The organism is Mycobacterium angelicum, assembly GCF_002086155.1.
Classification (GTDB): domain Bacteria; phylum Actinomycetota; class Actinomycetes; order Mycobacteriales; family Mycobacteriaceae; genus Mycobacterium; species Mycobacterium angelicum.
Genome location: NZ_MVHE01000004.1, coordinates 18,314 through 32,533 on the forward strand (window position 1 = coordinate 18,314; position 14,220 = coordinate 32,533).

At 65.1% G+C, this 14,220-nt stretch carries 13 protein-coding genes and 2 pseudogenes; 4 read left to right on the forward strand and 11 right to left on the reverse strand.

What is annotated here, in order from left to right; all coding sequences use genetic code 11:
• Positions 1–23 precede the first annotated feature (23 nt).
• From BST12_RS03970 to BST12_RS03985, 4 genes are read right to left on the reverse strand one after another with little or no spacing between them, the layout of a single operon-like run.
• On the reverse strand, positions 24–494 hold the full coding sequence (locus BST12_RS03970) for a hypothetical protein (RefSeq protein WP_245850046.1): 471 nt from the start codon (positions 492–494) through the stop codon (positions 24–26).
• 41 nt (positions 495–535) lie between these two features.
• Positions 536–1,270 carry a transglutaminase-like domain-containing protein gene (locus BST12_RS03975; protein ID WP_083111722.1) on the reverse strand — a complete coding sequence of 245 codons (735 nt, stop codon included), beginning with the start codon at positions 1,268–1,270 and terminating at the stop codon, positions 536–538.
• Positions 1,258–2,262, reverse strand: coding sequence for a TIGR03619 family F420-dependent LLM class oxidoreductase (locus BST12_RS03980; protein WP_083111723.1), 1,005 nt, complete (start codon positions 2,260–2,262; stop codon positions 1,258–1,260). Before BST12_RS03980 ends, BST12_RS03975 begins: the two co-directional genes overlap by 13 nt.
• Positions 2,259–3,068, reverse strand: a complete 810-nt coding sequence (locus tag BST12_RS03985; protein ID WP_083111724.1) for an Rv0792c family HTH-type transcriptional regulator — start codon at positions 3,066–3,068, stop codon at positions 2,259–2,261. Before BST12_RS03985 ends, BST12_RS03980 begins: the two co-directional genes overlap by 4 nt.
• Before the next feature lie 73 nt (positions 3,069–3,141).
• Here BST12_RS03985 and BST12_RS03990 point away from each other — a divergent pair, with 73 nt between their 5' ends.
• Positions 3,142–3,444 carry a putative quinol monooxygenase gene (locus BST12_RS03990; protein WP_083111906.1) on the forward strand — a complete coding sequence of 101 codons (303 nt, stop codon included), beginning with the start codon at positions 3,142–3,144 and terminating at the stop codon, positions 3,442–3,444.
• 7 nt (positions 3,445–3,451) lie between these two features.
• Here BST12_RS03990 and BST12_RS03995 read toward each other — a convergent pair whose 3' ends face one another.
• Positions 3,452–4,933, reverse strand: a complete 1,482-nt coding sequence (locus BST12_RS03995; protein ID WP_139801479.1) for a dihydrolipoyl dehydrogenase family protein — start codon at positions 4,931–4,933, stop codon at positions 3,452–3,454.
• A 154-nt stretch (positions 4,934–5,087) separates the two neighbouring features.
• Here BST12_RS03995 and BST12_RS04000 point away from each other — a divergent pair, with 154 nt between their 5' ends.
• On the forward strand, positions 5,088–6,953 hold the full coding sequence (locus BST12_RS04000; RefSeq protein ID WP_083111725.1) for a PPE family protein: 1,866 nt from the start codon (positions 5,088–5,090) through the stop codon (positions 6,951–6,953).
• A 17-nt stretch (positions 6,954–6,970) separates the two neighbouring features.
• On the opposite strand, the gene BST12_RS04005 is transcribed toward BST12_RS04000, so the two are convergent.
• The 6 genes and pseudogenes from BST12_RS04005 to BST12_RS04025 form a co-directional block, all read right to left on the reverse strand.
• Positions 6,971–8,074, reverse strand: coding sequence for a hypothetical protein (locus tag BST12_RS04005; protein ID WP_083111726.1), 1,104 nt, complete (start codon positions 8,072–8,074; stop codon positions 6,971–6,973).
• An 18-nt stretch (positions 8,075–8,092) separates the two neighbouring features.
• Positions 8,093–8,749 (reverse strand): haloacid dehalogenase type II, encoded by a 657-nt coding sequence (locus BST12_RS04010; protein WP_372510969.1) that lies wholly within the window; start codon positions 8,747–8,749, stop codon positions 8,093–8,095.
• A 69-nt stretch (positions 8,750–8,818) separates the two neighbouring features.
• Positions 8,819–8,926, reverse strand: a pseudogene (locus tag BST12_RS04015) (zinc-binding dehydrogenase); the annotation flags it as partial.
• A 6-nt stretch (positions 8,927–8,932) separates the two neighbouring features.
• Positions 8,933–9,568, reverse strand: a complete 636-nt coding sequence (locus BST12_RS33220; protein WP_245850049.1) for a TetR/AcrR family transcriptional regulator — start codon at positions 9,566–9,568, stop codon at positions 8,933–8,935.
• Entirely contained in the window at positions 9,569–10,258 is a 690-nt protein-coding gene (locus BST12_RS33225; protein WP_245850051.1) for a TetR/AcrR family transcriptional regulator, read from the reverse strand.
• Between the two features lie 29 nt (positions 10,259–10,287).
• Positions 10,288–11,154: an alpha/beta fold hydrolase gene (locus BST12_RS04025; RefSeq protein WP_083111728.1), complete on the reverse strand. Its 867-nt coding sequence runs from the start codon at positions 11,152–11,154 to the stop codon at positions 10,288–10,290.
• 125 nt (positions 11,155–11,279) lie between these two features.
• Between BST12_RS04025 and BST12_RS04030 the strand changes: the two are divergent.
• Both BST12_RS04030 and BST12_RS04035 read left to right on the forward strand, forming a co-directional pair.
• Positions 11,280–12,793: pseudogene (locus tag BST12_RS04030) on the forward strand (MOSC domain-containing protein).
• 45 nt (positions 12,794–12,838) lie between these two features.
• Complete coding sequence (locus BST12_RS04035; RefSeq protein ID WP_083111729.1) at positions 12,839–14,215, forward strand: HNH endonuclease signature motif containing protein; 1,377 nt, start codon at positions 12,839–12,841, stop codon at positions 14,213–14,215.
• Positions 14,216–14,220: the final 5 nt, after the last annotated feature.

Genomic DNA, 14,220 nt, shown 5'->3' on the forward strand with positions numbered 1-14,220 from the left:
GTCGAACTTCACGCGCGCCGCTGTCAACCGGCGTCTAATACCAAAGCCCTTGTGGGCGAAGCCAATCCGGGAACCGGCGCCAGGCCCGCGAAGAGATCGATCGCAGCCGTCAGCGTGCGGTCGACGAACTCCGCGAATTCCTCGAAGGCAATCTCTTCGGTAAACCACCGGCACTGCTGGGCTTCGACTCCGATGCGTCGCGGGTCGGAAGATCCGTGCACGATCGCGGTGATGTCGCGGCGCTTCTCGTTCCAGGTGTCGGCGAACTGGGCCAGCCAGGCATAGTCGTCGGCGGGGAAGAAGCAGGCCGGCGTGACCCGGATGGTGAGCACGTCGGGGTGTGCCGGCGAGATCTCGAGATGGACGTGTAGCCGGCGCAGGTGCACATCGGCGACGAAGAAGAATTCGCCGTCATGCTGGCCGCGGAAATACCGGCGTCCGCGGGTGCGCAGATAGCGTTCGATCAGGGTTGCCGAGAGCGGCTGAGTCATCATGCGAGTAATGCTGCGGCCGGCGCCTATGCGGATCCTTTGAACTAAGGAATGTGGCGCCGAAGAATCAGTTGAGAATTCGCTGAGTGACGCGCCACCGCCTCGAGTGGCGGACCGGCCCACAATTCGTCGTCACCGGCGACCTGTGCCGCGACCTCCGCGGACTCCAGCGCCGCGAGGACCGCGCGGGCGATTCGCTCATACCACTGTGCGACGTCAGCCGGGTAGTCGGCGTAGCTGCCGTTATCCCGCAGGATAGGGCCCTCCACAGTCGCTATCGGGGTGCTGCCGTCGAACGCCTGCCGGTAGGGCTTGCCGAGCAGTGCGGCGGTGGACGCGTCGATGGTGGCGTCCAGCTTGATCCAGCGTCCGCCCAGATACGCCTCGCCCAGGGAATGCCACGGCAGTGGCCGGGACGCACCCCATAGCGCGCGAACTTCGGGGGATAGGAATTCCTTATCCGGGCAGTCCAGGGTCTGGAAGGCGATGCGCGCCGGAACGCCGGCGGCTCGGCACAGGGCGACGAAGGAGCTTGCCTTGCCCATACAGAACGCGACGCCGTGGCCGATCACGTCGCTGGCACGGTTTTGTCCCTGCGCCAGGTAGCGAAACGACGCCAGGATGTCGTAGGGCAGGTCGCGCACATAGTGATAGATCCGCCCGACGCGATCGGTCTCGGATGAGCTGTCTGCCACCAGCTTTGCCGCCGTCGCCCGAACGAGCGGATGGGCCGAATCGAGATACGCAGTGGGAGAAAGGAATTCCTCTAGCTCGTGCACTTGATCGCCGGAAGTATGTCGCGTCCGATGACATGAAGGTAGTCGGATTTCACCACGTGCGGGACCGTGAACAGAAACTGGCCGACCCCGCAGTCCTGGTACTCGCGAATGCGCGCTAGACACCGCTCGGGCGAGCCGACGATGAGCCCGGATTCGGGAATCGACGCGAACTCGGCCCGGATCCGGGACTCGTCCTCGGCCGATTCCGTCGGCGCCAGCAGAGCCGTCACCGACAACCGCAGACTCTCCGGTGCGCGACCGGCCGATTCGCACGCGCGAGCCAGGAAATCGCGCCGCTGCGTCACCTGCAGCGGCGACCACCAGCGCACATTCAGGCCCTGCGCGTGCCTGGCGGCGATGCGATGGACTCGATCGCCTTCCCCGCCGATCCACAACGGCGGGTGCGGCCGCTGAACCGGCGGCGGATCGCAGATCGCGCCGTCCAGGGTGTAGAACTGTCCGGAATACGTGGGGTTCGGCTCGGTCCACACCGCCCGAATGACCTGCAGCGCCTCGTCAAGCGCGGACACCCGGTCACGCACGGGAGGAAACGGAATCCCGTAGGCCTCGAACTCGCGCTGAAACCAGCCGGCGCCCAATCCCAGATCCAGCCGGCCCTCGGAGATGACGTCCAGCGTGGCCGCCATCTTGGCCAGCACCGCGGGATGACGGTAGGAGTTGCACAGCACACTGGTGCCCAGGCGCAGCCGGGTGGTGTCGCGGGCCAGTGCGGTCAGGGCCGTCCAGCATTCCAGCAACGGCATCGATATCGGGTTTGCGGACGGGCCACGGCCGGAGTCGGCGGCGATACCGGCGTCTTTGACGTAGTCATCCGGGCTGATGGTGAGGAAGTGGTCGCACAACCACACCGAATCAAAGCCGTATTGCTCCGCCGATTGGGAGACGGTGACCATGTCCGGGTAGTTGCTCACCGCCAGACCGTTGACGGTAAGAGCCAGAATGAGGCCGACGTGGGTTTCGCTGGGTTTCATTGGGTTTCTCGCTTCTCGATGATTCCGGCGCCCGGACCGGCCATTGTCCGGGGCAATGTGACGGCGAACCGGTAGCGCTCCGGGCGGTAGTGGAACAGCACCACCTCGAGCGGCTTGTCGTCTTTGTCGTAGCTGGTGCGCTCGAGCACCAATACCGGCGAATTCTGCGGCAGGCCAAGCACTTCGGCCACGTCCGGAGAAACGGCGGCCGCGTGGATTTCATGGGTGGCCTTGGCGATTCGGATGCCAAGGCGCTGCTCCCACATCGTGTATGTGGTTTCGGTGTCGGCCGCACTCGACAGCAGCGGTTCGACAGCGTGGCCCACCCACGGCGGCAGGTACGCCGTCACCAACGCCAGGGGTTCCGCGCCGGCCCCAAACAGCCGGCGAATACACAGCACCTCGTCCAGTCCCAGCGCCTCAGCGACGAATTGCGGTGCCGCACAGGTGCTATGAGACAGCACCTCCACCTGCGGGGTGACACCCGAACTCAACAACACCTCGGTAATGGTGCGAACACCCGAAGACAGCTCTTGCTTCACCGGATCGGCGACGAACGTGCCCAGCCCCTGCCGGCGAATCAGCCAGCCCTGACGCTCGAGCATGCCCACCGCCGCACGCACCGTCACCCGGCTCAGGCCCGAGCTTTCGATCAGCTCGCGCTCGCTGGGCAGGCGACCGCCCCGGGGCAGCTGCTGCGCGACGATCTGCGCCTTGAGTGTCTCGGCGAGTTGGGTGCTGGCCGGGACGCTGCCGCGCGAAATCCGCAAATCGGCGGCATTCAGGTCCAGCTTGACAGAGGTCATAACACGTATTAAAACGTCTTAAGTCGAGTTGGTCAAGAACCCCCTGCAGAAAGGCCCCGCCATGTCCTGTGCCCTGTCCCGCCCGATAGCGGTCATCGCAAGATTCGCGCCCCGGCCCGGTTCTCGCGACGCCCTACGCGCGCTGCTGAAAACGATGGTTACCCCGACCCGGTCCGAGGACGGATGCCGCACCTACGACCTCTATGAAATCGCCGACGACGGCGGCTTTGTCCTATTCGAGCGCTATGCCAGCCGGCGCGCACTGGAGGCGCACCGGGCGTCGGCGCACTATGTGGACTACCGGGCGCGGGTCACCGAATTGCTCACCGGCCCAATCGAGGTCGAGGTGCTCGACATCGTCGACGAGGCCTGCTGACCGAACACTAAACGACGGTGAAGAACGAATCCCGGTACGCCTCAAGCAATCTCAGCCATAACTCGCTGATCGTCGGGAAGCACGGCACGGCGTGCCACAACCGGTCGACGGGCACCTGGCCCGCCACGACGATGGTGGCCGAGTGCAGCATCTCCGTCACGCCGGGACCGACCATCGTCACACCGAGCAGATGGCCCCGGTCGACGTCGACCACCATGCGCGCCCTCCCGGTGTACCCATCGGCGTAGAGCTTGGCTCCCATTACCGCATCTCCGATTTCGACGTCGATCGCCTTGATCCGGTGACCCGCCTGCGCGGCCTGCTCCGCCGTCAGCCCCACCGCGGCGGCTTCGGGGTCGGTGAAGAATGCCTGCGGCACCGCGTGGTGGTCGGCGGTGGTCGAATGGGTGCCCCACGGGGTGGTGTCCAGCGGCCGCCCACTGGCGCGTGCGGCGATTGCGGCGCCGGCGATGCGGGCCTGGTACTTGCCCTGGTGCGTCAGCAGCGCACGGTGATTGACATCGCCGGCGGCATACAGCCAGCCGTCGTCGATGGCCCGCACGCGGCAGGTGTCGTCGACGTCCAGCCAGTCGCCCGGCGTCAGTCCTACTGTCTGCAAGCCGATGTCGCCGGTCAGCGGGGCCCTGCCGGTGGCGAACAGCACTTCGTCCACCTGCAATACGGTGCCGTCGTCCAGTTCGAGATCCACCGGCCCGTCGCGTTCGGGGCGGCGCAGCGCGCGGACGCTGACACCCGTGCGGACGTCGACGCCTGCCTCGGCGAGTCCGCGTCCGATGAATTCCCCTACGAATGGCTCCATCCGGGGCAGCAGTTGAGATCCGCGAACCAACAGGGTTACCAAGGAGCCCAATCCCGGCCAGGCCGTTGCCATTTCGACGCCCACGCCGCCTGCGCCGATCACCGCGAGGCGTCGTGGTACCGAACTGCTGTCGGTGGCTTGGCGATTCGTCCACGGCCGGGCTTCGGCCATGCCGGGCAGGTCCGGAAGGGCCGGTCGGCTTCCGGTACAGATGACGACCGCATGCTGGGCGGTCAGCGAGAGTCTTTCTCCGCCGGGAGTGGTGACGCGGACTCGCCGCGGGCCGTCCAACCGTCCGTGCCCGCGGATCAGCGTCGCGCCGATTCCGCGCACCAAATCGGCCTGGCCGGTGTCGTCCCAATCGCTCACGTAGCGATCGCGCCGGCCGAACACACCGGCGGCATCGACAGCACCGGTGAGCGCCTGGCGTGCGCCGTCCACTCGACGCGTTTCGGAGATCGCGATGACCGGACGCAACAGCGCTTTGCTCGGCACACAAGCCCAATACGAACATTCGCCTCCGACGAGCTCCCGTTCGACGACAGCGACGCGCAGCCCGGCCGCCGCGGCGCGGTCCGCGGCGTTCTGGCCGACCGGCCCGGCGCCGAGCACCACGACGTCCACCGTCAAATCGGAGCGGTGCTCCTGTTGATCTGTTTGCGTAGTCACGACAAATGACGCTACGCGCGTCGCCAAACGACCATTGTTCCAAGGGGTGCAAGGGGATTGGCCGATTTGCTCACGACCGGGGCCCGGGGCCGCTAGGTTATGTGCAGCCGCGCGCCGAGTGGCTGCCGCGGTGGGGGCGAGTCGAGGAGTCGTGATGCTGGCGAATTTCGCGGTGCTGCCGCCGGAGATCAATTCGGCGCTGATGTTCACCGGTGCTGGTTCGGGACCGTTGTTGGAAGCCGCGGCGGCCTGGGAGGGGTTGTCTGCCGAGCTGGGCTCGGCGGCGTCCTCGTTCAGCGCGGTGACTTCCGGGTTGGCAGGTCAGGCGTGGCAGGGTCCGGCGTCGGCGGCGATGGCGGCGGTCGCCGCGCCCTATGCGAGTTGGCTGGATGCGACGGCAGGGCGGGCCGCGGGTGCCGCCGGGCAGGCCAGAGCGGTTGCCGGCGTATTCGAGGCGGCGCAGACGGCGATGGTGCAACCGATAGCGGTGGCGGTCAACCGTTCTCAGATCGTGTCGCTGGTGCTGTCGAACCTGTTCGGCCAGAACGCGCCGGCGATCGCCGCGGCCGAAAGCAGCTACGAGGAGATGTGGGCCCAGGACGTGACCGCGATGGTCGGCTACCACTCGGGCGCGTCAGCGGCGGCCGCGCAGCTGACGTCCTGGCAGCAGTCGCTGCAGAGCCTGTTCGGCTTCTCCGGGAACCTCGGTATCGGCAACAAGGGCAACGGCAACATCGGCAGCGGCAATACCGGCAATCAGAATGCCGGTGACGGAAACAAGGGCAGTACCAACCTGGGCAGCGGCAACACCGGCAATTCGAACGTGGGCGGCGGAAACCTCGGTAATTCCAACATCGGCAGCGGCAACACCGGCGACTCGAACGTCGGCGGCGGCAATCACGGCACCGGCAACGTGGGCGGCGGCAATAGCGGCAACCAGAACGTCGGCTTCGGGAACGAAGGAAAAGGGAATTACGGCGGCGGTAACAAGGGCGATGGCAACATCGGCTTCGGAAACGTCGGCCCGACGGAAACCCCCGGCCAGTCCAACATCGGTAGCGGAAACATCGGCAATTTCAACCGCGGCAACGCCAACATCGGCGACTCCAACTGGGGTTTCGCCAATGTCGGCAATGGCAACATCGGCTTCGCCAACACCGGCACCGGAAATATCGGCTTCGGCCTCACCGGCGACCACCAGATCGGCATCGGCGGCCTGAACAGCGGCAGCGGCAACATCGGGTTCGGCAACTCCGGCACCGGGAACATCGGCTTCTTCAACTCCGGTACCGGCAATGTGGGCATTTTCAATTCCGGCTTCGAGAACGTGGGCTACGGGAACGCGGGTACCAACAACACCGGTTCATGGAATCCCGGCGGCACCAACACCGGCTTCTGGAACACCGGCCTGGAGGCCACCGGCGTCGGAAACACCGCAGGCGAAGTGACGGGCGCATTCAACTCCGGGCGCTACACAACCGGCTTCTTCAATTCCGGCCAGGAAGTGACCGGAATGTTCAACTCGGGCAAGACCGCCACCGGCTTCTTCAACTCCGGCCACGCCAACACCGGGTGGGCCAATGCCGGCGAGCTGAACACCGGGTGGGGGAATTCGGGCAACGTCAACACCGGCGGCTTCAGCTCGGGCAACCTCAACACCGGATTCGGTTACGTGTCCGACGGCACCGGGCCCAGCTCCGGGTTCGGAAACACCGGCACCGGCACATCGGGCTTCTTCAACGCCGGCAACGGCGCCTCGGGATTCACGAATGGCGGCGATGACACGTCGGGAGCGCGTAATCAGGCTCCCACTACATCGGGCCTCAATAACTCCGGCTTCGGCGGGTCGGGAGTCTCGAACTCCAGCGATCGGGGATCGGGCTTCTTCAATAGCGTGAACGACGGCGCGGGCTTCCAGCAATCGGGATTCTTCAACACCGGCATACGTAACTCGGGCGTCGGCAATGTGAGTGTCTTCCCCGGCACCGACAGCGGACATTCGGGTTTCTTCCACCGCTGAGTCGCGCCGCCGATAGCTCAGTGGTTGTTGATCAGCATCGCTGAGTACTTACGCAGGTCCGCGTCGGGCACCAGGGTGAATCCGCCGTAATCCTGATACAGCTCGATGCTGGTTGCGCCGTTGGAGACGCCGTAGCCGATGACGCCGCCGAGGTCGGGCGGTGACGCCGGGCCGGTCTGGAATTCCACCTCCGCGCCGCTGCGCTTCATCGCCGCGTAGATGGTCTGCAGTTCCTTGGGCACCTTCGTCGGTAGGTCCAGGTCGTGGTTGTCGAAGACGCAGCGGTCGCCGGCGCGCTTTCGGCAGTCGTCCATCCAGCTGAGCGTGAAGTTCACATCACGGACCGGCTTACCGCTGTCGGTTTCCTTGAACGGATTGAGCGGCGTCTCGAAACGCGTTGTCTTCCAGGGTGCGTAGTCGTCGACGATGTTATTGAGGCAAGCCTTGTAGTTGGCGTCGGTCATCCCGGCTTTGCGTAGCGGATCGAGCGCGCCGGGATGGCTGTCGATGGAGAACGGCTCGGCCGTGAACATCATGCAGGAGGTGACCGCGACCTCGTGGACCAGCGGATCGCCGTCGTACTTGGCGGCGAGCAACTCCTGCAGGTGCGCCCACGCCTTGTGGTAGGCATCGCTCCACACATGGCCCAGGTTGCGGTCCTTGGACTTGCCCTGGCCGTTGGTGTGCACCACCGGGATCTTGCCGCCGCTGGCCTCCATCACCCAATCGGGCGCCCAGAAGCCGCCCCACACCCGGATCTTCACGGCGAGCGGCGTTTTCGGATTGTCCTGGTTGTATTTCCGGACGGCGTCCAGACCCTGGTCGATCTCGTTGTTGTCGGCGAGACCGGAAGTGGCCGTCGGCACCAGCGAGCGCCACGACGCCAGGATGACGATGCCCTGCAGCAGTCCGGTCTTGCGGCGCACCGTGTCGAGGGAGTTGTCCGGCTCGCCGAGGACCGGCGCGAACTTGTAAGCACCCATGGAGATGAGCCCGCGCAGCGGCTCCTTGACGGCGCTGTCGGTCAGCCGAACCGGTCGCTGCTCAGCGAGACCAGCCGGGGCGACGAACGCGAGCAGCGCCGTGACCAGGGCCAGCAGGATGGAACAGTTGCTCCGCACTCCGAAAGGGTAGCAGTTTCACCGCGGCCGACTGGCCAGTTTCCCGGCAAGCTCGCGTAGGTCACGGGCAACCAGGGTGGGCTGATCGCCAACCGGCAGCGGCCGGTTGCCGGGACGGGTGATCAGCGCCGAGCTGAAGCCGACGTGTTGCGCACCGAGCAGGTCCCACACGTGAGCGGCCACCATCATGCAATCGCCGGGCGCCACGTCGAGGACTTCGCATACATGCCGATACACGGCCGGCGCGGGCTTGAATGCCCGGCAGAAATCTACGGTCAGCTGCTGCTCGAAGAAGCCTGCCAGTCCGGCGTTCTCGAGCGGGCTGGCGCCCTCGCTTGGCGGCGAGTTGGTCAGCGTGACCAGTCGAAATCCGTTGGCGCGCAACTCCGTCAGCCCGGCAGCCACATCGGGATGCGCGGGCATCGTCAGCATTGCCGACTTGAGCGAAGCCGCGTCATTCTCGGTGATGTCCACCCCATGGATGTCGGCCACCATGCGCAAGACGCCTTGTCCGAGCGTGGAGAAGTCCACGTACTCGCCGGTGAGCGTAACCGTCATCGAGTACGTGATGAGCTGACCGAACCATTCGCGCAGCACGCCCTCCGAACCGAACAGGTCAGCGAAAAGCGGTGCAATGGAACCGATGTCGAGCAGCGTCTCGTTCACGTCAAACACCACGACAGACGGTGGCACGGGTAGGCCTCGGCTTTCGATCGTTGCGCGCAGGTCCCAGCTTCCGGGACTTCATTCGACGACGACCACCATTTTGCCACCGGCTTCTCCGGCTTCCATGACGCTGTGCGCTTCATGGATCTGGTCGAAAGGGAAGACATGAGACGGCCGGGCGTCGAGCCAGCGTCAAGATCGCTTGCGCTTGGTGGATTGCGGCGCAAAGGAACGCACATAGGCGACCGCCGCGTCCAGTGCCGCACGCAGTGGCTCCGGGTCGCCGGTGGCGTGGGTGAGCATGGCCCCACCTTGGTGCGCGACGACCAGCGATACCGCCAGGTGCTTGGGATCGGCGTCGGGGCGCAGGTCGCCCCGGCGGCGCATCGCGGCGAGTCCACCGCGAAACAGCTCGATCCACGCGTCGTATCCCGCGGAGAGGTCGGCGTGGATTTCGTCGTCCGCGTCGATCAGTTCGCCGGCCAGCGAACCGTAGACGCAACCGCCACGGCGATATACGGATTCGATGTCGTCAACGCACGCGGTGGCCCAATCTTGCAGCGCTGCAATGCTGTCGAGTTCGCCAAGCCGCGCCTGCGTGTGGAACGCCACCACGTCAGCACGGCGGGATGCGATCACTTGGCGAATCAGATCGCGCTTGTCGCCGAAGTAGTGCGAGATCTGTGATCCGCTGACCCCTGCGGCGGTACGCACTTCGTCAATGCTGGCGTTGGAAACGCCGCGCTCGAACACCAGATCGGCGGCCGCTCCGATAATACGTGCCCGGGTCGCCAGGCCTTTGCGGGTGAGCTGGGAATCCCTGGCCACTCAGGACGCTCTCGTTCGTGGGCGCCGGGCACGCGGGCGGCGGCGCGGGAGTCGTTCGGCGGGATCGGTGGCGAACGTGCGCAGGTAGTTGACGGCGAAGGCGATGGCGTCTGCGAGCGGCCATTGGGCCCGGTAGGTATAGGCCAGTGTGGCGCCACCCTGGTGTGCGCACACGATCACCGTCGCAATGCGGCGAGGATCGGCGTCCGCGGCGATGCTGCCGTTATCCACCATTTGCCGAATTGCCGCTTCCAGCAACGCGATCCACTGCCAGTAGCCGGTGGCCACCGCCTCACGCGTCGCGTCGTCGGACTTTGCCAGCTGCGCGGCCAGCGCGTGGTAGGTGGGTGTACCGGTGTTGCCGACGCGCCGCAGGTAGCGCATGTTGAGATCGACCCAACGTTCGAAGTCGTCGAACGAATTCAAGCCACCCAGCTGCGGCTGCTGGTGAAAGTCCAGTACCACGCCGACCTGGCGGGTGACGACCGCCCGGATCAACGAGCTTTTGCCGGTGAAATAGTGCGCGAGTTGCGAGCCGCTCACCGACGCGGCCTGTCGCACGCGATCCATATTCAATGCGCGCAATCCATGGCTGACAATCAGTTCGGCGGCGGCCAGCACGATCCGATCGCGGGTGGTGCGCCCCTTAGGGGTCAGCCGCTTCGCGGTGGGATCGTCCGGATGAGCCATCGGAACAGGCTAACCCGCCGCACTCGGCTTCAGGCGGGCACGGAAACTTTCGCGAGGAAGCCGCGGATGAGCTCGGTAACCTCCGGCAAGGCGGATTCCAGCAGGAAATGCCCGCCGTCCAGCAGGTGGATCTCGGCATGGGGCAGGTCGTCGGTGAAAGCCTGCGCACCGGCCGGCCCGAATATCTCGTCTCCGCGGCCCCACACCGCCAGCAGCGGGACGCCGCTATCGCGGAAATACTCGTGCAGGCGCGGATACAGCGGCGCATTCGTTGCGTAGTCGCGAAACAGCTTCAACTGCACCTGGTCATTTCCGGGCCGTGAGATCAATGCGTAGTCGTGATACCAGGATTCGGGATCGACCAGCGTCTCGTCGGCAACGCCGGTGAGATATTGCCAGCGGGTGGCGTCCAGGGTGAGGAACTGCCGAACCGCGGCCTCGTCGTCCGGGTTTTCTTGATACGCCCATACCGTCTTCCAGAAGTCCTCGACGAATCCGGCGTCGTAACCGTTGCCGTTCTGGGTGATGATCGCCGTGACGGCGTCGGGATCCCGCAGCGCCAAGCGCCATCCGATCGGAGCGCCGTAGTCCTGGACGTACATTACGTACCTGCCGATGCCCAGTTCGCCCAGCAAGCCGGCGGTCAATTCCGCGAGCGCGTCGAATGTGTAGTCGAACTCCTCGACGGGTGGTGCGTCGGAGAGGCCGAACCCCAAATGATCCGGTGCAATCACGTGGTAGCGATCCGCCAACGCGGGAATCAGCTGCCGGAACATGTATGAGCTGGTGGGGAATCCGTGCAGCAGCACGATTGCGGGCGCATCGGGGTTGCCGGCTTCGCGGAAGAACAGCCGATGACCGTCGATGGTTGCGTAGCGATGATGGACAGTCGGCATGGGAGCGCCTTCCGAGTGTTCTGGGTTGTACAACCCATTATGCATCCGGCGGCTGTTGACCGCTAGGGCGAGGATGCATATTCTGGGTCAGCTCCCCCATTTTCCGGCGCGGTGAGGAGACGTACCTGGGCACGCTCGTTTCGGTCAACGTCGGCATGCCCAAGGATGTGCAATGGCAGGGCAGAACCATCCACACCGGGATATGGAAGAGACCGGTCGATGGTCCGGTAATAGTGCGCCGCAACAACATTGACGGCGACGGCCAGGGCGATCTCACCGGCCATGGCGGTGAGCAGCGTGCGGTCATGGTGTATCAGCTGGAGTCCTACGACTTCTGGCGTGGCTTCTTGGGCCGCGGCGACCTAGGACCCGGGCAGTTCGGGGAGAACTTCACCGTAGCGGGTCTCGGTGACGACGAAGTATGCATCGGGGACCGCTACCGCATTGGCAGCGCCGAATTCGAAGTCACCCAGCCGCGCGTCACCTGCTTTCGGGTCGGCATGCGCCTGGATGAGCCCGAGATGCCCAATCTGCTTGTCGCGCAGCATCGTCCGGGCTTCTACTTCCGCGTCATCACCGAGGGCGAGGTTTGCGCCGGCGACGAGATCGTGCGCACCCGCCGTGGCCGCCACGAGCTCAGTGTGGCCGACGTCGACGCGTTGCTGTATCTGCCCAACCGCAACGCCGACCAATTGCGCAAGATCGTCGACGTACCGGCGCTCAGCCCGGGCTGGCGGCAATCATTCACCGAAATGCTGGCTGCGGGGCTGTCTGGCCGAATCATGCCTGCCTGGAACGGATTGCGTCAGATGCGGGTTACGGCAACGCGACGCGAGAGCGCGAGTGTGTTGTCGATCTGGCTTGCGGCCGACGGCAATGGGTCGCTGCCGGGCCAGTATCTGACCGTGCGAATTCCCGACGCTGGCACGATGGCGCCGATGCGCAGCTACTCCCTCTCGGATGATCCGGGCTCAGCTGACTACCGCATCAGCGTCAAACGCGAAGAGCACGGGTTGGTGAGCCGTTGGCTTCACGAGCACATCGCACCGGGCTCGGTGATCGAGGCCGCGGCGCCGCGAGGTGACTTCTATCTGGTGGACGGGACCGGTCCGGTTGTGCTCTTTTCGGCGGGGATCGGCGTCACTCCGGTCCTGGCCATGCTGCATGCGTTGGCCGCGGCGGGTAGTAGCCGCTGGATGCCACGGTTTATCTGTGCGGCCCAGTGCAATTCATGTCCGACATACGCGGCCATCTCACGACTATCGGGTTGGCAGCCGGGGCTATCCACAGCGAAATGTTCGGCGCGCTACCGGCCATCAATCCGGGTGTGGTCGACACCGGAGTGCGCACGCCGCCGCACCTGCCCGCAGGAGAGCCCGGCCCCGGGCCGTCAATCACCTTCGCGCGCAGCGGCCTTACCGTCAATTGGTCACCGGCTTACGGCAGCATTCTCGAACTTGCTGAAGCCTGTGACGTGCCCACCAGGTTCTCCTGTCGCAGTGGGGTATGTCATGTGTGTGTCACCGGAGTTGTCGCGGGCGCGACGCGTTATGTCCACGCGCCGCTGGAGGAGCCGGATGTGGGCGAGGTGCTCATTTGTTCGGCGGCGCCGGAAAGTGATGTCGTGCTGGATCTCTAGCTGCGGCAGGCATTCTTGTCGGTGGGGCCTCGTAGTATTCGAGGCATGGGTGCGAGCTCGCGCGAGGAGATCGTGGAGGTCTTCGATGTGCTCGACAATGTGCTGGATCGTCTGTGTGGGTTGACCTTTGACGTGTTCACCACACCTGAACTACTACGCGCGCTGGAACGCCTGGAACGGGTCGCGCGCCGGTTGCCGGTGTCCGGACATGCGTTGATCAACCAGCTGGCCGAGCAAGCCGGTGAGGAGGAATTGGGTGGCAAGTTGCGCTCGGCGGTCGCCGACCGGTTGCACATCACCAAGGCTGAGGCCGGGCGGCGCATCGCCGAAGCCGAGGATCTGGGCGAGCGCCGCGCGTTGACCGGGGAACCGTTGGCGCCGAGGTTGAGTGCCACCGCGGAAGCTCAGCGGAAAGGACTGATCGGCGACGAACACGTCAAACAGATCCGCAGCTTTTTGCACAAGCTGCCGGCCGCGGTCGACCTGTTCACCCGCGAGGCCGCCGAAGCCGACCTGGCCGACAAGGCCACCCACTACCGCCCTGACCAGGTAGCCAAATATGCCAAGGTACTTACCGATTGTCTCAATCCCGACGGCACATATACCGACGAAGACCGCGCCCGTCAGCGCGGAATCACCCTGGGCAACCAGCAATTTGACGGCATGTCGCGCATCAGCGGAATGATTACTCCGGAACTGCGTGCCACATTGGAGGCAGCCCTGGCTAAGCTAGCGGCCCCGGGTATGTGTAACCCCGAGGATGAGGCTGCGGTGGTCGGCGGGGAAGCGTCCGAGGAGGCAGTACGCCGGGATGTCCGCAGTCAGCCGCAGCGCTGCCACGACGGACTGCTCGCCGGTCTGCGGGCGCTGTTGATGTCCGGTGAAGTAGGGCAGCACAACGGGTTACCGGCCAGCATCATCGTGTCCACCACCTTGCGGGAGCTGGAGGCGGCCACCGGGCGTGGCCTGACCGGCGGGGGCACCATCCTGCCCATGTCCGACGTCATCCGCCTGGGCCGGCAGGCACATCATTATTTGGCGATCTTCGATGACGGCAAGGCCGTCGTGCTGTACCACACCAAGAGGCTCGCCTCACCAGGTCAGCGAATTATGTTGTATGCCAAGGAACGTGGTTGCACAGCGCCGGGCTGCGACATGCCCGGCTACTACTGCGAGGTGCATCACCTCACCCCATATGCGCAGTGCCACACCACCGATATCAACGACCTAACCTTCGCCTGCGGCGGCCATCACCCGCTGGCCGAAAAAGGCTGGACCACACGCAAGAACGCCAAAGGAGACACGCAATGGATCCCACCGCCCCATCTTGACCACGGCCAACCCCGAACGAATACCTTCCATCATCCCGAGAAGCTGTTCTGCGACGGCGATGACCGGGACGACGATGACGATGCAGCCTAGCTTAG

Excerpts from the sequence above, each read along its gene's own strand:
- BST12_RS03970 (WP_245850046.1), bottom strand. The coding sequence starts at position 494 with ATGATGACTCAGCCGCTCTCGGCAACCCTGATCGAACGCTATCTGCGC.
- BST12_RS03980 (WP_083111723.1), bottom strand. The coding sequence starts at position 2,262 with ATGAAACCCAGCGAAACCCACGTCGGCCTCATTCTGGCTCTTACCGTC.
- BST12_RS03985 (WP_083111724.1), bottom strand. The coding sequence starts at position 3,068 with ATGACCTCTGTCAAGCTGGACCTGAATGCCGCCGATTTGCGGATTTCG.
- BST12_RS04000 (WP_083111725.1), top strand. The coding sequence starts at position 5,088 with ATGCTGGCGAATTTCGCGGTGCTGCCGCCGGAGATCAATTCGGCGCTG.
- BST12_RS33225 (WP_245850051.1), bottom strand. The coding sequence starts at position 10,258 with ATGGCTCATCCGGACGATCCCACCGCGAAGCGGCTGACCCCTAAGGGG.
- BST12_RS04025 (WP_083111728.1), bottom strand. The coding sequence starts at position 11,154 with ATGCCGACTGTCCATCATCGCTACGCAACCATCGACGGTCATCGGCTG.
- BST12_RS04035 (WP_083111729.1), top strand. The coding sequence starts at position 12,839 with ATGGGTGCGAGCTCGCGCGAGGAGATCGTGGAGGTCTTCGATGTGCTC.